General features: G+C 71.5%; 18 protein-coding genes and 1 rRNA gene. 6 read left to right on the top strand and 13 right to left on the bottom strand.

Annotated elements, in window-relative coordinates:
• Positions 1 to 41 precede the first annotated feature (41 nt).
• The 4 genes from AB0I69_RS15595 to AB0I69_RS15580 all read left to right on the top strand — a co-directional run bounded on the left by AB0I69_RS15595 (position 42) and on the right by AB0I69_RS15580 (position 4,186).
• Positions 42 to 659 carry a 3'-5' exonuclease gene (locus tag AB0I69_RS15595; protein ID WP_363096176.1) on the top strand — a complete coding sequence of 206 codons (618 nt, stop codon included), beginning with the start codon at positions 42 to 44 and terminating at the stop codon, positions 657 to 659.
• A 62-nt stretch (positions 660 to 721) separates the two neighbouring features.
• The gene (locus AB0I69_RS15590; RefSeq protein WP_363096175.1) at positions 722 to 937 is read left to right on the top strand and encodes a DUF6243 family protein; all 216 of its coding nucleotides are present in this window, start codon (positions 722 to 724) and stop codon (positions 935 to 937) included.
• Positions 938 to 1,113: 176 nt separating this feature from the next.
• Positions 1,114 to 2,496 carry an FAD-binding oxidoreductase gene (locus AB0I69_RS15585; RefSeq protein ID WP_363096174.1) on the top strand — a complete coding sequence of 461 codons (1,383 nt, stop codon included), beginning with the start codon at positions 1,114 to 1,116 and terminating at the stop codon, positions 2,494 to 2,496.
• Between the two features lie 43 nt (positions 2,497 to 2,539).
• Positions 2,540 to 4,186, top strand: a complete 1,647-nt coding sequence (locus AB0I69_RS15580; RefSeq protein WP_363096173.1) for a PucR family transcriptional regulator ligand-binding domain-containing protein — start codon at positions 2,540 to 2,542, stop codon at positions 4,184 to 4,186.
• An 11-nt stretch (positions 4,187 to 4,197) separates the two neighbouring features.
• Here the strand turns inward: AB0I69_RS15580 and AB0I69_RS15575 are convergent, their stop codons facing one another.
• The 6 genes from AB0I69_RS15575 to AB0I69_RS15550 form a co-directional block, all read right to left on the bottom strand.
• Positions 4,198 to 5,337, bottom strand: coding sequence for a glycosyltransferase family 4 protein (locus AB0I69_RS15575; RefSeq protein WP_363096172.1), 1,140 nt, complete (start codon positions 5,335 to 5,337; stop codon positions 4,198 to 4,200).
• 308 nt (positions 5,338 to 5,645) lie between these two features.
• Complete coding sequence (locus AB0I69_RS15570; protein ID WP_363096171.1) at positions 5,646 to 6,395, bottom strand: hypothetical protein; 750 nt, start codon at positions 6,393 to 6,395, stop codon at positions 5,646 to 5,648.
• Positions 6,396 to 6,439: 44 nt separating this feature from the next.
• A complete protein-coding gene (gene recN / locus AB0I69_RS15565; RefSeq protein ID WP_363096645.1) occupies positions 6,440 to 8,158 on the bottom strand; it encodes a DNA repair protein RecN in 1,719 nt (572 codons plus the stop codon).
• A 131-nt stretch (positions 8,159 to 8,289) separates the two neighbouring features.
• Positions 8,290 to 9,195: an NAD kinase gene (locus AB0I69_RS15560; protein ID WP_026179466.1), complete on the bottom strand. Its 906-nt coding sequence runs from the start codon at positions 9,193 to 9,195 to the stop codon at positions 8,290 to 8,292.
• Complete coding sequence (locus tag AB0I69_RS15555) at positions 9,192 to 10,007, bottom strand: TlyA family RNA methyltransferase (RefSeq protein ID WP_363096170.1); 816 nt, start codon at positions 10,005 to 10,007, stop codon at positions 9,192 to 9,194. Before AB0I69_RS15555 ends, AB0I69_RS15560 begins: the two co-directional genes overlap by 4 nt.
• 7 nt (positions 10,008 to 10,014) lie before the next feature.
• The gene (locus AB0I69_RS15550; protein WP_363096169.1) at positions 10,015 to 10,332 is read right to left on the bottom strand and encodes a hypothetical protein; all 318 of its coding nucleotides are present in this window, start codon (positions 10,330 to 10,332) and stop codon (positions 10,015 to 10,017) included.
• 42 nt (positions 10,333 to 10,374) lie between these two features.
• On the opposite strand from AB0I69_RS15550, the gene AB0I69_RS15545 reads away from it, so the two are divergent.
• Positions 10,375 to 10,722 (top strand): SCP2 sterol-binding domain-containing protein, encoded by a 348-nt coding sequence (locus tag AB0I69_RS15545; RefSeq protein ID WP_363096168.1) that lies wholly within the window; start codon positions 10,375 to 10,377, stop codon positions 10,720 to 10,722.
• On the opposite strand, the gene AB0I69_RS15540 is transcribed toward AB0I69_RS15545, so the two are convergent.
• From AB0I69_RS15540 to AB0I69_RS15525, 4 genes are read right to left on the bottom strand one after another with little or no spacing between them, the layout of a single operon-like run.
• Complete coding sequence (locus AB0I69_RS15540; protein WP_363096167.1) at positions 10,706 to 11,614, bottom strand: ABC transporter ATP-binding protein; 909 nt, start codon at positions 11,612 to 11,614, stop codon at positions 10,706 to 10,708. The genes AB0I69_RS15545 and AB0I69_RS15540 overlap by 17 nt on opposite strands.
• Entirely contained in the window at positions 11,611 to 12,666 is a 1,056-nt protein-coding gene (locus tag AB0I69_RS15535) for an iron chelate uptake ABC transporter family permease subunit (RefSeq protein ID WP_363096166.1), read from the bottom strand. Before AB0I69_RS15535 ends, AB0I69_RS15540 begins: the two co-directional genes overlap by 4 nt.
• Positions 12,663 to 13,706 (bottom strand): iron chelate uptake ABC transporter family permease subunit, encoded by a 1,044-nt coding sequence (locus AB0I69_RS15530; RefSeq protein ID WP_363096165.1) that lies wholly within the window; start codon positions 13,704 to 13,706, stop codon positions 12,663 to 12,665. Before AB0I69_RS15530 ends, AB0I69_RS15535 begins: the two co-directional genes overlap by 4 nt.
• A 59-nt stretch (positions 13,707 to 13,765) precedes the next feature.
• Entirely contained in the window at positions 13,766 to 14,794 is a 1,029-nt protein-coding gene (locus AB0I69_RS15525; RefSeq protein ID WP_363096164.1) for an HAD hydrolase-like protein, read from the bottom strand.
• Positions 14,795 to 14,866: 72 nt separating this feature from the next.
• On the opposite strand from AB0I69_RS15525, the gene AB0I69_RS15520 reads away from it, so the two are divergent.
• The gene (locus tag AB0I69_RS15520; RefSeq protein WP_363096163.1) at positions 14,867 to 16,159 is read left to right on the top strand and encodes a DUF1015 domain-containing protein; all 1,293 of its coding nucleotides are present in this window, start codon (positions 14,867 to 14,869) and stop codon (positions 16,157 to 16,159) included.
• Between the two features lie 67 nt (positions 16,160 to 16,226).
• Here the strand turns inward: AB0I69_RS15520 and AB0I69_RS15515 are convergent, their stop codons facing one another.
• The 3 genes from AB0I69_RS15515 to rrf form a co-directional block, all read right to left on the bottom strand.
• Complete coding sequence (locus tag AB0I69_RS15515) at positions 16,227 to 17,057, bottom strand: hypothetical protein (protein ID WP_363096162.1); 831 nt, start codon at positions 17,055 to 17,057, stop codon at positions 16,227 to 16,229.
• Positions 17,057 to 18,547, bottom strand: coding sequence for a hypothetical protein (locus AB0I69_RS15510; RefSeq protein WP_363096161.1), 1,491 nt, complete (start codon positions 18,545 to 18,547; stop codon positions 17,057 to 17,059). The genes AB0I69_RS15515 and AB0I69_RS15510 overlap by 1 nt, the downstream gene beginning before the upstream one ends.
• A 219-nt stretch (positions 18,548 to 18,766) precedes the next feature.
• Positions 18,767 to 18,883 (bottom strand): 5S ribosomal RNA (gene rrf / locus AB0I69_RS15505).
• Positions 18,884 to 19,009 lie beyond the last annotated feature (126 nt).

The following is a 19,009-nucleotide window of genomic DNA, read 5'->3' as shown; positions in this document are numbered from 1 at the left end:
TCCAGGTGCCCGGGCCGCCGCTCGCCCCTACCCTTCCCGCCATGGACAGCACCGGGGCCGAGCGGCTCCTGAACGTCGTGGATGTCGAAGCCACCTGCTGGGATCGCGGCCAACCTCCGGGCGCGGTCAGCGAGATCATCGAGATCGGGCTGACCGTCGTCGACCTGGCCACCGCGGAGCGCCTCGCCCGGCATCGGATCCTGGTGCGTCCCGCCCGGTCCACGGTCAGCGAGTTCTGCACGGAGCTGACCGGCCTCACGCAGGACGAGGTGGACGGAGGGGTCGGATTCGCCGAGGCGTGCCGGCTGCTGGCGGCCGAACACCACGCCGGGTCCCGCCTGTGGACCAGCTGGGGCGACTACGACCGCAACCAGTTCACCCGGCAGTGCCGGCAGACCCGGACGCCCTATCCCTTCGGCCGGCACCACACCAACGCCAAAGCGGCCTTCACCGAGGCGTACGGCCTGCGCAAACGCCCTGGCATGGCGCAGGCCCTGGAGATCGCCGGGCGGCGACTCGAAGGCCGTCACCACCGCGGCGAGGACGATGCCTGGAACATCGCCGCCCTCGTTCTCCACCTGTCCGAGCGGGGCACCTGGCCGGACACCACGCCCGCGGCGGCGAACAGGTTGGTGCGCGGGGCCGACGGAACCGGGTAACGTCCTTGTCGTGTTCTTCCGATGAATCCGTAGATCACTTCACATCACTACCGGGAGAACCCGTGACCGTGAGCAAGAACATCAACAACCCCGTGGGCATGGGCGGCGGCCAGCGCAAGAAGCAGTCCCGCGCCGAACGGCAGAACCACGGTCCGCACCGCAACCTCGACCGCCAGGGCGCGGCCGACCAGAAGGCGGAGCTGGTGCGCAAGATGCGCGAGAAGGCACGCGCGGCCGAGGGCGCCGAGCAGGCGGGCGACGACACCGCACAGAGCTGACACACCACCGCAGCAGGGCCCGGACCGCGACGCACGGTCCGGGCCCTGCTGCCGTACGGGGCGTAGGGCGGCCGGCCCTTACGGTCCGGTGACGTGCGGCTGCCCGACGCGACCGCCGCACCGCACCCGCCTAGGCTGGAAGCGGGCAAAACCCCTTTTCTGAAAGGGGGGCGGCCATGGCTTCCCTCTCGACGGCGGGCGCGGCCCTTGCCGCGTTGCGCGAGGATCTGGTCGGCGACGTGTTCGCTCCGGGGGATCAGGGTTACGACGACGCCCGTCTCGTCTTCAACGCGATGATCGACCGACGTCCCGCCGTGATCGCGCAGTGCGTGGACGAAGCCGATGTCGTACGGGCCGTGCGCTTCGGGCGCGAACTGGATCTGCCGATCGCGGTGCGCGGCGGCGGGCACAGCGTCGCGGGCATGGCGCTGGGCGACGGCGCGCTGGTCGTGGATCTGCGTCACATGCGCGAGGTCACCGTGCATCCCGCCGCCCGGGCGGTACGGATCGCGGGCGGGGCCACCATGAGCGAACTGGACGGCGCGACCCAGGAGCACGGTCTCGCCACCACCGGCGGCCGGGTCTCCACGACCGGCGTCGGCGGCTTCGTCCTCGGCGGCGGCACCGGTTGGCTGGACCGCGCCTTCGGCCTCGCCGTCGACAACCTGCTCGGCGTCGACCTGGTGACCGCCGATGCGACCGTGGTCCACGCGAGCGCCGAGGAGAACCCGGAGCTGTTCTGGGCCCTGCACGGCGGCGGCGGGAACTTCGGCATCGCCACCGCGCTCACCCTGAGACTGCACGAACTGCCCGAGTTCTCCGTCGCCTTGATGATGTACGACCCCGAACACGGCCCGGACGTGGTCCGCACCTACCGCGAGATCATCGAGACCGGTCCACAGGAGGCGAGCGGCGGAGTCATCTACCTCACCGGCCCGCCCGAGGAGTTCGTGCCCGAGCACCTGGTCGGCAAGCGGCTGTGCGGTGCCCTGATCACCTACGCCGGAGCCGAGGAGGACATGCGCAAGCTCGCCCAGCCGCTGCTGGCGCTGCCACACGAGATCGAGATCGTCACCGCGCTGCCCTACACCCAGTTCCAGACGATGCTCGACGATCCGCCGGGCCTGCGGAACTACTGGTCGGCCGAGTATCTGACCGGCGCGCCCGACGCGTTCACGGACGTCTACTGCGCCCTCGGCGAAAGCATGCCGGTCCCCACCGGAACACAGCACGTGCTGTTCCCGCAGGGCGGCGCGATCACGTCCGGCCCCACCGAGTTCCCGGTGCCCTACCGGGACGCGCCCTGGGCCGTGCACCCCTTCGGCATCTGGGAGGACCCGGCCGACGACGAACGCTGCATCGCGTGGGTCAAGGACGTCCGCGCCCGGGTCCAGCCCTGGAGCACTGGAGCGGTCTACCTCAACTTCGTCGGCGACGAGGGCACGGACCGCGTGACGGCGGGCCTGGGCGCCGAGAACACCCGGCGGCTGGCGGCGGTGAAGCGGGAGTACGACCCCGACAACGTTTTCCGCTTCAACCACAACATCGCGCCGGCCTAGGCCGAGATGTGCACAAGGCATCCGCGCAGGTAGCGTCCGCTGCATGGACAGCCGTACGGACAGCACATTCGAGACCCAGGGCGCCGGCATCACCGTGCAACGGGCGCTGGAGCTGCCCGGGCTGCGCAGCGGGCTGCCGGAGATCCTGGCGGGCGCCGACCGCCTGCAGCGGACCGTGCGCTGGGTGCACGCGGGCGAGGTCCCGAACATCGCCTCCCTCCTCAAGGGCGGCGAACTGCTCCTGACCACGGGCTACGGCCTCGGTACGCGCCCGGCGGAGCAGCGCGCGTTCGTCCGCACCCTCGCCGAGCGCGGCATCGCGGCCCTGGTGGTCGAGCTGGGCCCGCGCTTCACCCGCCTCCCCGCCACCCTCGTCGAGACGGCCCGGGCGACCGGCCTCCCTCTCGTCCAGCTGCACCGCGAGGTGCCGTTCGTCGCGGTCACCGAGGAGATCCACACCGAGATCGTCAACGGCCACTACGCGCTGCTCCAGCAGGCCGAGGAGGTCCACCGCCGCTGCACGGAGGCCCTGCTCGGCGGCGGTGGCATCCCCCAAGTCCTGGGCATCCTGGCCGACTTCAGCGGCAACCCGGTCTTCCTGGAGACCCCGGACGGCCAACTCCTTTACGCGGCAGGGTCAGGACCCGAGGGCGCCGACCCGCTCCAGGTGTGGGAGGGGCTGCGCGGCCAGCACAAGGACGCCTCCCCGCCCACCGGTTCGGTGCTGGTGGACGTGCCCGGCGGCGGTCCCGGAACGGGCTCGGTGCGGGCGCGGATCGTCCTCCTTCCGGTCCGCGCCCCCCTGGCCCCCGTGCACCGCATCGCCGCCGAACGGGCCGCGGGCATCCTCGCCGTGGTCCTGATGCAGGCCCGCCAGGAGGAGGAGCTGGCGGCACGCGGACGCGGTGACTTCCTCACCGACCTCGCAGAGGGCCGCATCGCCGCCGAGGACGCCCCGGCGCAGGCCCGCGTGCTGGGCTTCAAGCCCGGCACCAGCCCGCTGCTGCCCGTGGTGATGCGGCTGGGCGACGCGCTGGCCGCACCCGGCGGCGGCTGGGCGGTCCTGGCCCGCGCGGTCGCCGAGGAGTTGGCCTCGGTGGGCGTCCCGGTCCTGCTGGGCGTACGACCGGTGGAGGGCCGCGTCCCGCTCCTCCTCGGCCTGCGCTCGGAGTCGGAACGCTCTGCGGTCGCGGACCGGGTGGCGGCGGCGCTGCGGGCGGGAGTTGAGCGGGCCGGCATGCAACGCCCGGGCGCGCAGCCGCCGATCGTGGTCGTCGGGGTGGCCGGCGGCTGGGCGGCGGCGTCGGCGGGCCTACGGCACGCTGCCGAGACGGCGACCGCGGCACAGGGCCTGTCCGACCGCCCCTGGTACGACGCCCGGCGCCTCGACATCGAGCTGCTGCTGTGGCGGCTGCGCGACCACCCGGACCTGGCGGCCTTCGTGGACCGCGCGATCGGCCCGCTCCGGGACCACGACAACCGCTCCAAGCCGCCGCTACTGCCCACCCTGGAGACGTACTTGGCGCACGCGGGCCGCAAGGCGGAGACGGCGCGCGAGCTGCACCTCAACCGGCAGACCCTCTACAACCGCCTCGCCCGCATCGGGGAGTTGCTGGGCACGGACCTCGAAGACCCGCAGACGGTACTGGCGTTGAGCCTGGCGCTGCGGGCCCGCAGGCTCGTCCCATAGGGGGCCGCTTCTCAGGTGAACGGCAGAGGCTGGGTCAACTCGTCGTAGACACTCAGCACTTGGGCGACGGTCTCGTCCTCGGTGGGCCAGGTGGCCGCCTGCCGGATGCCCTTCTCCCGCAACAGTTCCCGGCGTTCGGGGTCACGCAGCAGGCCGGTGACCGCGTCGGCGAGCGCCTTCGCATCGCCGTAGGGCACGAGTGCGGCGGCATCGCCGACGAGTTCGGGGATGCCTCCGACGGCGGTCGCGACGAGCGGTACGCGTGCGTGGAGGGCCTCTTGGGCGATCACCGAGCGGGACTCCCAACTGCTGGGCAGGAGTGCGAGATCGGCGGCGGCGAGAAGTTCGCTCACGTCATCCCGCCGCCCGATGAGCCGCACCGGCAGCTCCTCGTCCTCGATCCGCCGCTGCAACTCGCCCCGCAACGGCCCCTCCCCCGCGATCACGAGCAGCGGCATCGGATCGAGGCGGTACCAGCCGCGCGAGGCGTCCAGGAGCGTGTCGTAGCCCCGCTGCCGGTCGAGCGAGCCGACGGCGATGAGCAACGGGCGGTCGGTGGCGCCGAGTTCGGCGCGGAGCTTGGGGAGCAGCCGATCGGGATCTTCATGCGGGACGGCGGCCCGGCGCGGCCCCGGCAGCGCGACGGCGGCGAGGCGGGCGTCCCGGGCGCCGGTCCGCCGGGCCCTGTCGACCAGATCGGACGTGGTCCCGAGGACGACCACGGCGGCCTTCACGACCCGCCGCTCCAGCAGCCGCAGCAAGTGCGCCCGGGCCCCTTCGGCGTGGGCGCGGTTGTGCCACGTCACGACGAGCGGGGTACGACGACCGCTGAGCGCGAGGACGGCACGGAAGGAGGCGTGCAGGCCGTGCGCGTGCACCAGGTCGGCGTCCACGCAGGCCGCCCGCAGCGCGGCCACGGAGGCCGGGTCGCTGCTGCGCGGCACGTGCACGTGTTCGGCACCGGCGCCCGTGAAGTCGTAGGTGTGATCGGCCTCGACGGGGGCGCACACCGTCACCCGCACGCCCCGTGCGACGAGCCCGGAGGCCAGGGAGCGCACATGCGCGCTACTGGCGGCATTGCCTCCGCCGAGCACCTGCACGGTGCGCAGCGGCGACTGGCCGTGCGGTGAGTGGCTGCTCACGGGGGTCACGTGGCCGGGGCTCCTGGTTCGGCGACGGGCGGTCACGAAGAAAAGTACAGAAGGATCGGGCGGAGGGGGTGTACCGCACGCTTCCTACGCGTTCCGTCTCAAGGATGCCAGCACGTACGGGTGTTCCGGCAACGCCGGAAGGTGTGGGGGCTGTGGGGAAGGGCAACAGGGGTGCGGGGATCACCCGTACGAGTGAGGCGGCGGGGGGTTGTGTGGTGGGCGAGGCGGGGCGGGGTTGGTGAGGTCGGCGCTGGGGCTGGGGCTTGTGCAGGCCGGGGGCATGCTCACAGCTCACCTCACGTATCCCCTCACAGCGTCCGCGCCAGCGCGCTCACCCGGTCTCCGTAGACCGCCGCGGCCACCACCGCGGCAGCATGCGCCACCAGCCCCGCCCGCCCGTTTCCGGCGACGACGGCCGTGCCGAGTGCCGCGCCCAGGGCGTGTGCCCCCGCGTCACCGAGCATCGTCCGCTCGCCGAGGTCGTCCGGCAGTACCGCGCCGGCGGCTCCGATCGTGGCGGCGGCCAGTTCCGCGCCGGGGCCTCGGCGCAGCAACCCCGGTGCGGCGAGGGCGAGTACGGTGCCGGCGGCGCGGCCGGGTCGTACGTCCACGAGGTTGACGAAATGGGCCGCCCCGGCGATCACGACCCCCGCGAGCACCTTGTCGAGAGGCCGCTCCTTGAGCAGCGTCCCGGCGACGAGCCCGGCGGCGGAGATGCCGAACAACTTGACTGCCCCGCTGGTGACTTCACCGTCCCGTAGGGCGGAGAGATGCGCCCGGAAACCGCGCCGGGGATCGCCCGCGCCGACGACATCGTCGTAACCACCGCAGACACCCGCCGCGAGAACCGCGAACCCGGCGGCCGGACGGACGCGCGCGGCAGCGAGGGCGGCTCCGGCGACGGTCGCCGGGGCCGCGTACAGATCGACGGTCCGGCCGGCGTGGTTCTTCCGCTCCCAGCGGTCACCAAGTCCCTTGGCGCGCAAGGCGACCAGGGTCGTACGGGTGACGGCTGCGGCAAGGGTGGAGGAGGCGATGCGAGGCGTGCGTGCGATCATCCGGCCACTCTACGGAGCACCCGCCACCCCTACAGAACGGCCCGTCAGCCGTCCGCCCGCGCCGTCGCCAGCAACTCCTCCGCATGCGCCCGTGCCGTCTCCGAGTCCTCCTGGCCGGCCAGCATCCGGGACAACTCCCGTACCCGGTCCTCGCCTTCGAGGACCTTCACACCGGAGCGGGTGACGGACCCGTCGTTGGTCTTCTCCACGAGCAGCTGCCGGTCGGCGAACGCGGCCACCTGCGGCAGGTGCGTGACGACCACGACCTGCGCGGTCTTCGCGAGCTTCGCGAGGCGCCGCCCGATCTCGACCGCCGCCTTGCCGCCGACACCGGCGTCGACCTCGTCGAAGAGATACGTCGGCACGGGGTCGGTCCCCGCGAACACGACCTCGACCGCGAGCATCACGCGCGACAGCTCACCGCCGGACGCGCCCTTGGCGATGGGCCGCGGCGGAGCGCCAGGGTGGGGGGCGAGCAGCAACTCGACCTCGTCGACGCCCGACGGGCCGTAGGCGACCGTCCGGCCGCCGACCTCGACGCCCTCCGGGTCCTCGGTCTGCCGGATCTCGAACGACACACGCGCGTGCGGCATCGCAAGGGAAGCCAACTCCGCGGTCACCGCCGCTGCGAACCGCTCGGCGGCCTCCGTACGCGCATCGGTCAACGCCTGGGCAAGGCCGCCCAGTTCGCCTCGCAGCGCGTCCCGCTCGGCGGTCAGTTCGTCGATGCGCTCGTCGTCGCCGTCGAGTTCGGTCAGCCGCGAGGCACCCTGCTCGGCGTACGCGAGCACGGCGGTGATGTCCTGGCCGTACTTCCGCGTGAGCGCGTTGAGTGCGGCCCGGCGCTCCTCGACGGCGGCCAGCCGCAGCGGATCGGCGTCCAGGTCGTCGGCGTAACCCGCCAACTCCCCCGCCACATCGCCGAGAAGGATGCCGATCTCACCGATCCGGTCGGTGAGCGAGGCCAGTTCGGAGTCGTGCGATCGTACGGCCTCCAGGGCCCGCTGCGCACCCGCGACGAGGGTCGCCGCGTCGATGCCCTCGGGGTCCTCGGGGTTGCCGGCGAGCGCGGCATGGGCGGCCGTGGCGGCGGACGCCAACGCCTCGGCGTGCCCGAGCCGTTCGGCCTCGGCGGCGAGTTCCACGTCCTCCCCGGCGCGCGGCTCGACGCCCGCGATCTCGTCGAGGCCGTAGCGCAGCATGTCGGCTTCCTGGGCCCGTTCACGCGCGCGGGTGATGATCTCGTCCAGCTCGACGGCGACGGCCCGCAGCCGCCGGTACGCCTCGCCGTACTTGGCCAACGGCCCGGTGACGGCATCACCGGCGTACCGGTCGAGCGCCTGCCGCTGCCGGGACTGCTTCAGCAGCCCCTGTTGATCGGTCTGCCCGTGCACGGCGACAAGGTCGTCGGCCAACTCGGCGAGCAGCCCCACCGGCACGGAACGCCCGCCCAGGTGCGCCCGGGAGCGCCCTTCGGCGGAAACGGTACGGCTGATGAGCAGCGTCCCGTCGTCCAGCTCGGCGCCGGCCTCCTCGGCCCGCAGGACGGCAGAGGCACCCGGAGGCACGGAGATCCGCCCCTCCACGACCGCGTTCTTCGCCCCGATCCGCACCAGCGCCGGGTCCGCCCGCCCCCCGAGCAACAGCCCGAGACTGGTGACGACCATGGTCTTGCCCGCACCGGTCTCACCCGTGACAGCGGTGAACCCCGGCGACAACTCGACGACAGCGTCGTCAATGACTCCGAGCGACCGTATCCGCATCTCTTCCAGCACGGTGAAGACCTTACGAGGTAGGGCGGGAGAAGCGCGAGGCACCCTGTCACCCGGGGGAGTGGACCCACCTTCTTTTAGGGGCGCGGGGAACTGCGCGCTCAGCCCCCACCGGCCGTCACTTAGTGAGGAGCCCCCCGCCACCCCGAAACAGGCAGAGCGAACTTCGCAACAAGCCGATCCGTGAACGACGCATGGTGCAGCCGAGCCAACCGCACAGGCACAGCCCCCCGCCGAACCTCAACCCGAGCCCCGGCAGGCAACTCAACGGTCCGCCGCCCGTCACACCACAAAACCCCCGGAGGGATATGCGGCAACACCTCAACGGCCAACACAGAATCCGGCGACGTCACCAACGGCTTCGCGAACAACGCATGCGCACTGATCGGCACCATCAGCAACGCCTCCACCTCGGGCCACACCACAGGCCCACCGGCAGAGAAGGCGTAGGCGGTAGACCCGGTGGGCGTCGCACAAACAATCCCATCGCACCCGAACCCAGTCACCGGGCGCCCGTCGATCTCCAGGACGACTTCCAGCAGCTTCTCGGCGCCGGCCTTCTGCACCGCCGCCTCGTTCAGCGCCCAGTCCGTGTGCACGATGTTGCCGTTCTTGTGCACGACGACATCGACGGTCATCCGCTCCTCGACCTCGTAGGCCCGGGTGACCACCCGGTCCACGACCTTGTCGAGATCGTCCCGCTCGGCCTCCGCGAGGAACCCCACGCTGCCGAGGTTGACGCCGAGCATCGGCACCCCGGACGCCCGCGCGAACTCCGCGCCGCGCAGCAGCGTGCCGTCGCCGCCGAGGACGATGAGCAGTTCGCAGCCCTCAAGGCACTGCGGGGTGGCCTCGGTGACCGTCTCCACCTCGTCGGGCAGCGGCAGGTCGCGTGCCTCGTACTCCAGGACGCGCACTCCGATGCCGGACTGGAGCAGCCCCTTGACGACCAGCTCGGCGCTCCGGATGGCCGCAGGGCGACCCGTGTGCGCGAGCAGGAAAACAGTACGAGCTCGGTTCTGTGTCAACGCGGCCCCTCCGCCACTGCACGGTCAACATCGGCCGGGTCCAGTTCGGGTGCGCCGGCCCGCAGCCACAGAAAGTACTCGACGTTCCCGGAGGGCCCGGGCAGCGGGCTGGCGGTGACGCCCTCCACTCCGAGTCCCAGTTCCGCGGCCCGCCGGGCGACACCGCGTACGGCTTCGGCCCGGAGTTCCGGGCTGCGTACGACGCCCCCGCTCCCGAGCCGTTCCTTCCCCACCTCGAACTGCGGCTTGACCATCATCACCAGGTCCGCGTCCGGCTTCGTGCACCGCGCCAGGGCGGGCAGCACCAGCCCGAGCGGGATGAAGGACAGATCCCCCACGACTAGATCCACAGGCTCCCCATCGATCGCTTCAAGCGTCAACTCGCGTACGTTCGTACGGTCCTTGACGGTGACGCGTTCATCGCTCTGAAGAGACCACGCGAGTTGTCCGTACCCGACGTCGACCGCCACGACCTGCGTGGCACCCGCGCGCAGCAGCACATCGGTGAAGCCCCCGGTGGACGCACCGGCGTCCAGCGCCCGCCGTCCCTCGACGACGAGCCCCTGCGGTACGAAGACCTCCAGCGCGCCCGCGAGCTTGTGGCCACCCCGGGAGACGTAGTCGGGGTCTCCGTCGTCCTGAACGACCACGATGGCCGCCGCGGTCTCCACCTGGGTGGCGGGCTTGGTCGCGACGGTCTTGCCGACGGTGACCCGGCCGGCGGCGATCAGCTGGCTCGCGTGCTCCCGCGAGCGCGCGAGCTTCCGTCGGACCAGCTCGGCGTCGAGACGTCGGCGTGCCACTCCTGCCACGTTCGGTTCAGCTCCTATTGCCATACGTCGATGGGGGCGCCGGAGGTCCCGGGCGGGCGTCGAGCGCGGTGAGCACGTCGCGCAGCCCCCGGTGTACATCCTCGTACACCTCGACATGTCCGTCCGTGGCGAGGTGGTCGGTGTCGGCCAGCCGCCCGAGCTGGGCGTCGACGTCGGCGTTGCCGCTCGGGGTGCGGTCCACGTTCAGCGGCGCGGGGGCGGCGGGGTCGTACGTGGGCTCTGCCTCCGGAACGGCGTCCGGAACAGCCTCCGGAACGCCCTCCGGTACGGCCCCGGCCTCGACCTCGGGAACTGAGTCGCTCATGCCCAGACGCTACCCCGAAGGCCTGGGGTACCGTCGATCACGATGGCAACGATCGAAGAGTGCCGTGCCGCACTCGAAAAGCTCTCGGACAACATGCAGAAGGCCGATGGGAATGTCCGCGCCGCCGCGGCCATGGACCGTTCGGTCAGCTGCCGGATCACCGACCTCGACGTCACGTTCGTAGGCAGGCTCTCCGACGGCCGGATCGTGGTGGACGAGACCGTACAGGGCTCTCCGCCCGAGAAGGCCCAGATCAGGCTGACCATGGCCGGCGACGACCTGGTCGCCATGGTCAACGGCGGCCTGAACTTCGCGAAGGCCTGGGGCTCGGGCCGGGTGAAGCTGGAGGCCAACGTGTTCGACCTGTTCCGCCTCAGGAAACTTCTGTAGCGGCCACCTTCTGGTGGTCGGTCCGCGCCTGTGCCGTACGTGCCTTGCGCGCCGCCGGCACCACCAGCGGTGTCCCTGTCTCCGGGTCGTCGATGACCTGGCAGCGCAGCCCGAAGACCTCCTCGACCAGCTCGGCCGTGACGATGTCGCTCGGTGCGCCCTCCGCGATGACCGCGCCCTCCCGGAGCGCGATGAGGTGGGTGGCGTACCGGGCGGCGTGGTTGAGGTCGTGCAGCACCGCGACCAGCGTGCGGCCCTGCTCCTCGTGCAGCTCGGCGCAGAGGTCGAGGACGTCGATCTGGTGCTGGATGTCCAGGTAGGTGGTCGGCTCGTCGAGCAGCAGCAGGGGCGTCTGCTGGGCCAGCGCCATCGCGATCCACACGCGCTGCCGCTGCCCGCCGGACAGTTCGTCGACATAGCGATCGGCCAGCTCGGCGACACCGGTCTGCGTCATCGACTCCTGTACGACCCGCTCGTCCTCGCTGGACCACTGGCGCAGAATGCCCTGGTGCGGGTACCGGCCGCGGCCCACGAGGTCGCCGACGGTGATGCCGTCGGGTGCGATGGACGACTGCGGGAGCAGACCCAGGGTGCGCGCGACCTTCTTCGCCGGCATCGACTGGATGACCTGGCCGTCGAGCAGCACCCGGCCCTCGGCCGGCTTCAGCATCCGCGACAGGGCGCGCAGCAGCGTGGACTTGCCGCACGCGTTCGGGCCGACGATCACCGTGAAGGAGTTGTCAGGGATCTCCACCGACAGCTGGCGTGCGATGACGCGCTGGTCGTAGGCGAGGGTGACGTTCTCGGCGGACAGGCGGTTCACGGTGCTCCTTCGATTGTTCAGCCCGCTGCTGAGGCCGCTCTGATTGCTCTGGTTCCTCTGATTGCTCATATCCGGCCCGCCTTGCGCTCGGTGACCAGGAGCCACAGCAGGTAGACCCCGCCGAGGACTCCGGTGACCACGCCCACGGGCAACTGGTCGGCGCCGAACGCCCGTTGGGACGCCCAGTCGGCGGTGACCAGCAGGGTGGCGCCCATGCACAGCGAGGGCACCAGGTTGGGACCCGGCGAGCGGGTCAGGCGCCGGGCGAGCTGCGGTGCCGTAAGAGCCACGAAGCCGACCGGCCCGGCGGCGGCGGTCGCGGCCGAGGTGAGCAGCACGGCGGCCACCATCAGCAGCAGCCGTACGCGCTCGACGCGCACCCCGAGGGCGTACGACACGTCGTCGCCCATCTCCATCATCCGCAGCCCGCGCGCGTTGGCGAGGACCAGCGGCAGGAGTACGGCGCAGAGCGCGAGGAGCGGCCAGACCTGGGTCCAGTCACGGCCGTTGAGGGAGCCGGTCATCCAGACGACCGCGCGGGCCGCGTCGACGAGGTCGGCCTTGGTGATCAGATAGCCGTTGAGGGCGGTGACGACGGCGGAGACGCCGATGCCGACCAGGACCAGCCGGTACCCGTGCACCCCCTGCTTCCAGGCCAGCAGATAGATCGCGAGCCCGGTCACCAGACCGCCGACGAGCGCCCCGAGGGTGACGGCCGTAGCGCTGCCGGAGAAGAGCACGATCATGACCAGCGCCCCGGCCGTCGACCCCTGCGAGAGGCCGAGTACGTCCGGACTGCCCAGCGGATTACGGGAGATGGACTGGAACAGCGCACCGCCGAGCCCGAGCGAGGCACCGACCAGCAGCCCGACGAGGACGCGCGGCAGCCGCAGCTCGTTCACGATGAACTCCTGACCCGCGTCACCGCCCCCGAACAGCGTCTTCAGCACATCCCCGGCCGAGATCGGGAAGTCACCGGTACCGATCAGCACGACACTCGCGGCGAGCGCGCAGACCAGGAGAAGGACGACGACCGTGAAGGCGCGGAGGTCGAGGCGGAGGGAGAGGCCGCCGGTCCGTACAGCTCGCGTACGGAGAGCCTGAGTTGGTGTGGCCGTCACAGCTGGGCCGTCCTCCGCCGTCGTACGAGATGGATGAAGACCGGACCGCCGATGACCGCGGTGACGATGCCGACCTGGAGCTCCGCGGGCCGTGCGATCAACCGGCCGAGGACGTCGGCGCCGAGCAGCAGCACGGGCGACAGGATCGTGGCGTACGGCAGGATCCAGCGCAGGTCGGGGCCGGTGAAGGAGCGCACCACGTGCGGCACCATCAGGCCGACGAACACGATCGGCCCGCAGGCGGCGGTCGCCGCGCCGCACAGCACGGTCGCGGAGAGCATGGCGAGCGCCCGGGTCCGGTTGAGGTTGGCGCCGAGGGCGCGGGCGGTGTCGTCGCCCATCGCCACGGCGTTCAGCGGCCGGGCGAGCAGCAGGGCGACGACCGTGCCGACCGCGAGGAACGGGGCGACCTGCGTGATCGTCGAGCCGGTGGCCGAGGCCAGTGAACCGACCGTCCAGAAGCGCATCTTGGAGAGCGCCGCGTCGTCCATGATCATGACGGCCTGGAGGTAGCCGTAGAGCGCGGCACTGATCGCGGTGCCGGCGAGCGCGAGCCGCACGGGGGTGGCGCCCCGGCTGCCGCCCAGGAACCAGACCAGCGCGCCGACGACGGCCGCGCCCGCGAACGCGAACCAGACGTAACCACTCAGGCTCGTGACGCCGAAGTAGGTGATGGCGGTGACGACGGCGGCGGAGGCGCCGGCGTTGATGCCGAGCAGGCCGGGGTCCGCGAGGGGGTTGCGGGTGAGCGCCTGGAGGACGGCACCGGACAGGCCGAGCGCGGCACCGGCGAGCAGCCCGAGGACCGTACGGGAGATCCGGTCGTCGACCACGACGTCCGCGTACGTCCCCGAGTCATGGAACAGGCCGTGCCACACATCCCCCAACGGCAGCGATTTCGCGCCGATCGCGATGCTCGCCAGGGCCACGAGGACCAGGAGCGCCACGGAGGCGAAGAGCCCAAGGACTCGTATCGCCTGGCGGGTTGGGGGCGCGGGGGCGGTCTCCGCGCGCTGTTCTGGGGGACTGTCGACCAACACGAGGTTAGGTTAGCCTACCCTCGCATTTGATCTAAAAGCGCGAGTCCCGACTCAGCCCCCTACAGTCCCAGCCGCGCCAGCGCCTTCCCTCCGTCCAACGTGCAGGAACCGTCCCCCGCCGCCGTCCAGGCCGCCGCGCAGAGCGCCCGGAGCCCGTCCAAGGGCTCCCCCTCACCGTCGAGTTCCAGCCGGTCGCGGCCCGCCGTCGCCGTCCAGCCACCGCACCGGAAGCCTTCTCCCGCCTCGGTGACCTCGGGCTGCCCGGTGAGCATGCCCCGCAGATCGGCGTCGACGTACGTCGGCCGGTGCTGCGGCGGCGCGGCGAGCAGCTGCGCGCCGTCCGTCACACCCGTCAGGACGAGCAGCGAGTCCACATCCCCGTTGAACGCGCCCTCGATGTCCGTGTCCAGCCGGTCCCCCACGACCAACGGCCGCTCGGCGCCCGTCCGCAGGATCGTCTCCTTGTGCATGGGCGGCAACGGCTTGCCCGCCACCTGCGGCTCGGCCCCGGTCGCGATCCGTACGACCTCCACCGCCGCGCCGTTGCCCGGCGCGATGCCTCGCGCGCTCGGGATCGTCAGGTCGGTGTTGGACGCGAACCACGGCACCCCGCGCGCGATGGCGTAACAGGCCTCCGCGAACCGCCCCCAGGCCAGGTCGGGCCCGCCGTACCCCTGCACGACCGCCACCGGCTGGTCCTCGGCCGAGTCGACGGGCTCAAGCCCGCGCTCGCGCAGCGCGACCCGCAGCCCCTCGCCACCGATCACCAGCACGCGGGAGCCCGCCGGCACCTGCTCGCTGATCAGCCGGGCGACGGCCTGCGCGGAGGTGATGACGTCGTCGGCCCCGGTCGGTATCCCCAGCTCGGTGAGATGCTCGGCCACCGCGTCCGGCGTCCGCAGCGCGTTGTTGGTGACGTAGGCCAGCCGCATCCCGCCCGCGCGGGCGATGGCGAGCGAGTCGACCGCGTGGGCGATCGCGTTGCCCCCCGCGTACACCACCCCGTCGAGGTCGAGCAGCGCCGTGTCGTACGCCTCGCTCAGGGCCCGGCCACTGCCGTCGGGGCTCGTCCTGACGCTCTGGCTCATTCCACATCGCTCCTCGTTCGATCGCTTTCACCCGATCATCCCGCATGCCACTGACACACGTACGATGCCGGGATGAACACCGCAGGTCACTCGGAAGCAACGGAGCGCCGAGGCCTGGAACTCACCCCGTTCCGAGGCCTTCGCTACGACCCCGACCTGGTCGGCAGCCTGGCCGCCGTGACGTCCCCACCGTACGACGTCGTCGTACGCCCCGACGGCCTGCACCACCTCCAGGACGCCGACCCGCACAACATCGTCCGGCTGATCCTCCCGCAGGCCACCACCCCGAGCGCCCGCAACGAACAGGCCGCCGACACACTGCACCGCTGGCTCTCCGAGGGAGTCCTCACCACCGACCCCGAGCCCGGCCTGTACGTCTACGAACAGCGCGACGGCGCCGGCCTGCTGCAACGCGGCGTCATCGGCGCCCTGCGCCTGTCGGACCCGTCGGAGGGCGTGGTCCTGCCGCACGAGGACGTCATGCCGCACGTGGTCGCGGACCGCGCGGCCCTCATGCGCGCCACCTCGGCGAACCTCGAACCCCTGCTCCTCACGTACCGCGGCAACGGCTCCCCGGCGGACACCACCACCGTGGTCGAGCGCATCGCCGAGCACCCCCCACTCCTGTCGACGACCACGGAGGACGGCTACAGCCACCGCCTCTGGTCGGTCACCGACCCCACCGACCTGGCCCGCATCCAGACGGACCTGGCCCGCCACCAGGCCCTCATCGCCGACGGCCACCACCGCTGGGCGACCTACCGACGTCTACGCGCGGAGCACCCCTCCCCCAGCCCCTGGGACTACGGCCTGGTCCTCCTGGTCGACACGGCCCGCTACCCGCTCCGCGTCCGCGCGATCCACCGCCTCCTGCACGGCGTCCCGGTCGCCGACGCCCTGGCCGCCCTCGACGGTCTGTTCCACGTACAGCACCTGGAAGTGCCACTCCCCGAGGCCCTGGAGGCCCTCGCCGACGCGGCCTGCGCGGGCAACGCCTTCCTCCTCGCCGGCGACGGCGCCTTCCATCTGGTCGACCACCCGGACCCGGACCTCCTGGCCCGTACGATCCCGGCCGACCGCCCCGCGGCCTGGCGCACCCTGGACGCCACGGTCCTGCACGCCACTCTCCTGGACCACGTCTGGCTCATCCCCGAGGATGACCCGGCCCGCATCGCCTACATCCACGACACCGCCGCCACGGTCCGCAAGGCCGAACGCGACGGCGGTACGGCCGTGTTGATGCACCCCGTCCGCGAGGAGGTCGTACGCGACCTGGCCCGCCAGGGCGTCACGATGCCCCGCAAGTCGACGTCCTTCGGCCCGAAGCCGGCGTCGGGGCTGGTGCTGCGCGCGCTGGAACCCTGAGATACCGGAAACGCGAAAGGGCGGGACCCCGGTGCCGGGATCCCGCCCTTGTCACTGACGCGCGGTGTCAGTCCTTGTCGTCTTCTTCCTTGACGACGTCTGCCTTGCCTTCCTTGACCTCAACTTCGACTTCGGTCTCGACGTCCTCGATGTCGTCGTCCTCGTCGTCGTCTTCGTCATCCTCGATGTCGACTTCCGCTTCCACCTCGTCGGGTGCGGAAGCCTCCTCCTGAGGCTCGACGTCGTCGTCGCGCTCGTCGTCGTCCTCGTCATCGTCTTCGACGAACGCGTCGACGAACTCGACACCGTCCATCTCGGCGAGCCGGTCCGACGCGTCCGTGCTGCCGTCCTTGTCGGACTCCACAGCCTTGGCGAACCACTCCCGCGCCTCGGCCTCACGGCCGGCGGCGAGCAGGGCGTCGGCATAGGCGTACCGCAGTCGCGCGGTCCACGGCTGCACGGTGTTCGAGGCCAGCTCGGGGCTCTGCAGCGTGACGATGGCCGCGTCGAGCTGGTCCATGTCACGCCGGGCACCGGCCGCGACGAGCCGCATCTCGACCTGGCCGGCCTTGTCGAGCTTGTGCACCTCGGCGGCCCCGGCCATCTCCAGCGCCTTCTCCGGCCGCCCGAGCCCACGCTCGCAGTCGGCCATCACGGGCCACAGATCCACGCTGCCGGTCATCCGCCGCGCGGCCCGGAACTCGGCCAACGCCTCGCTGTACTTCTGGTTCGCGTACGCCGCGAACCCGGCTGCCTCACGAACGGCGGCGACGCGCGACGCCAGTCGCAGGGCGATCTTGGAGTAGGCGTAGGCGCCCTCGGGGTCCTCATCAATGAGCCGGGCAACCATCACCAGGTTCTTGGAGACGTCCTCCGCGAGCCCCTTCGGCAGACTCATCAGCTCCTGCCGTACGTCCTTGTCGATCTCCTCGCCCGTGACGTCCTCGGGGATCGGCAGCCGCTTGATCGGCTCACGGTCGCGGTCACGCTCCCGCTCGTCACGGAACCGGCTGCCACCACCACGGCGGTCGTCGCCACGGCGGTCATCACGCCGGTCGTCGCGACGGGGGAAGCCGCCACGCTCGTCGTCACGGCGGAACGCGGGCCGCTCACCACGGCTGTCGTCCCGACGGAACCCTCCGCTTGCGGGACGTCCTCCGCGATCGCCACCGCGGTCGTCGCGGCGGGGACCGGACGGACGGTCGTCACGACGGGGACCGGCGGGCCGGTCATCACGGCGCGGACCGGCGGAACGGTCGTCGCGGCGGGGGTAGCTGCCACGGTCACCGCGGTCGTCGTCACGCCGGAAGGCGGGACGCTCGCCCCGGTTGTCGCTGCGGTCGTCACGCCGGAACGGAGGCCGCTCACCACGGCTGTCGTCCCGACGGAAGGCCGGACGATCCCCACCGCGGTCATCACGGCGCGGACCGGCGGAACGGTCGTCACGGCGGGGGTAACTGCCACGGTCACCACGGTTGTCGTCACGCCGGAAAGCGGGACGGTCACCGTCACGACGGTCATCACGCCTGAACGGCGGACGCTCACCGCCACGGTTGTCGCTGCGGTCGTCACGCCGGAACGGAGGGCGCTCGCCACGGCTGTCGTCACGCCGGAAGCCACCACGATCGCCGCCGCGGTCATCACGGCGAGGGCCGGCGGGCCGGTCGTCACGACGCGGAGCTGCGGAACGGTCATCCCGGCCGCGGAATCCACCGCGATCGCCACTGCCACGATCGTCGCTACGGCGGTCATCGCGACGGTCGTCACGGCGGGGGTAGCTGCCACGGTCACCGCGGTCGTCGTCACGCCGGAAGGCAGGACGCTCACCCCGGTTGTCGCTGCGGTCGTCACGCCGGAACGGAGGCCGCTCACCGCGATTGTCGTCACGTCGGAAACCACCACCGCCACCGCGGTTGTCGTCCCGACGGAAGGGCGGACGCTCACCACGGCTGTCATCGCGACGGAAACCACCGCGATCGCCACGGTTGTCGTCGCGACGCTCACCGCCCCGGTTGTCGCTGCGGTCGTCACGGCGGAACGCGGGCCGCTCACCACGGCTGTCGTCCCGACGGAACCCTCCGGGACGCCCTCCGCGCTCGCCACCGCGGTCGTCGCGACGGGGACCGGACGGACGGTCGTCACGGCGCGGACCGGTGGGACGGTCATCTCGACGCGGGCCGGCGGAACGGTCGTCACGCCCACGGAAACCGCCACGGTCACCACCGCCACTGGCACCGCTACCGCCGCGGTCGTCGCGGCGAGGGGCGCCACCACGGTTGTCGTCACGACGGCCGTAGCCACCGCGGTCACTGCTGCCGCCGCGGTCGTTCCCGCGATCGTTGCTACGGCTCGGGCCTCCGCGGTACCCGCCACGGTCGCCGCGGTCACCACTGTCCCGTCGCCGCTCGTCGCGCTCCGGTCGGTCCTCGGGAGAGTTGGTGGACATCGGTGACTCCTGTCTTCGGTACCGCAAGTCATTCTCGCGCAGCCAGCTACTCGGCGCGCTCCGGGCTGTGCTTGTCTCAGCTGTGCTTGTCTCAAAACAAGAAAAAGAAAAGGACCCCTGGTCCCAGCGTGAACGCTGGGACCAGGGGTCCTCCAAAGATTGTTCGGCGGCGTCCTACTCTCCCACAGGGTCCCCCCTGCAGTACCATCGGCGCTGTAAGGCTTAGCTTCCGGGTTCGGAATGTAACCGGGCGTTTCCCTCACGCTATGACCACCGAAACACTATGAAACAGACAACCGCACCATCACCGTGACCATGGCAATGGGGTTGTTCGTGGTTTCAGAACCAACACAGTGGACGCGAGCAACTGAGGACAAGCCCTCGGCCTATTAGTACCGGTCACC

It is taken from the genome of Streptomyces sp. NPDC050508 (assembly GCF_040655155.1).
Classification (GTDB): Bacteria; Actinomycetota; Actinomycetes; order Streptomycetales; family Streptomycetaceae; genus Streptomyces.
Note: the sequence above shows the minus strand (reverse complement) of the source record. Positions and strands in the feature narration are given on the sequence as shown.

Excerpts from the sequence above, each read along its gene's own strand:
- AB0I69_RS15595 (WP_363096176.1), top strand. The coding sequence starts at position 42 with ATGGACAGCACCGGGGCCGAGCGGCTCCTGAACGTCGTGGATGTCGAA.
- AB0I69_RS15585 (WP_363096174.1), top strand. The coding sequence starts at position 1,114 with ATGGCTTCCCTCTCGACGGCGGGCGCGGCCCTTGCCGCGTTGCGCGAG.
- AB0I69_RS15580 (WP_363096173.1), top strand. The coding sequence starts at position 2,540 with ATGGACAGCCGTACGGACAGCACATTCGAGACCCAGGGCGCCGGCATC.
- AB0I69_RS15570 (WP_363096171.1), bottom strand. The coding sequence starts at position 6,395 with ATGATCGCACGCACGCCTCGCATCGCCTCCTCCACCCTTGCCGCAGCC.
- recN (WP_363096645.1), bottom strand. The coding sequence starts at position 8,158 with ATGCGGATACGGTCGCTCGGAGTCATTGACGACGCTGTCGTCGAGTTG.
- AB0I69_RS15550 (WP_363096169.1), bottom strand. The coding sequence starts at position 10,332 with ATGAGCGACTCAGTTCCCGAGGTCGAGGCCGGGGCCGTACCGGAGGGC.
- AB0I69_RS15545 (WP_363096168.1), top strand. The coding sequence starts at position 10,375 with ATGGCAACGATCGAAGAGTGCCGTGCCGCACTCGAAAAGCTCTCGGAC.
- AB0I69_RS15540 (WP_363096167.1), bottom strand. The coding sequence starts at position 11,614 with ATGAGCAATCAGAGGAACCAGAGCAATCAGAGCGGCCTCAGCAGCGGG.
- AB0I69_RS15525 (WP_363096164.1), bottom strand. The coding sequence starts at position 14,794 with ATGAGCCAGAGCGTCAGGACGAGCCCCGACGGCAGTGGCCGGGCCCTG.
- AB0I69_RS15520 (WP_363096163.1), top strand. The coding sequence starts at position 14,867 with ATGAACACCGCAGGTCACTCGGAAGCAACGGAGCGCCGAGGCCTGGAA.
- AB0I69_RS15515 (WP_363096162.1), bottom strand. The coding sequence starts at position 17,057 with ATGAGTCTGCCGAAGGGGCTCGCGGAGGACGTCTCCAAGAACCTGGTG.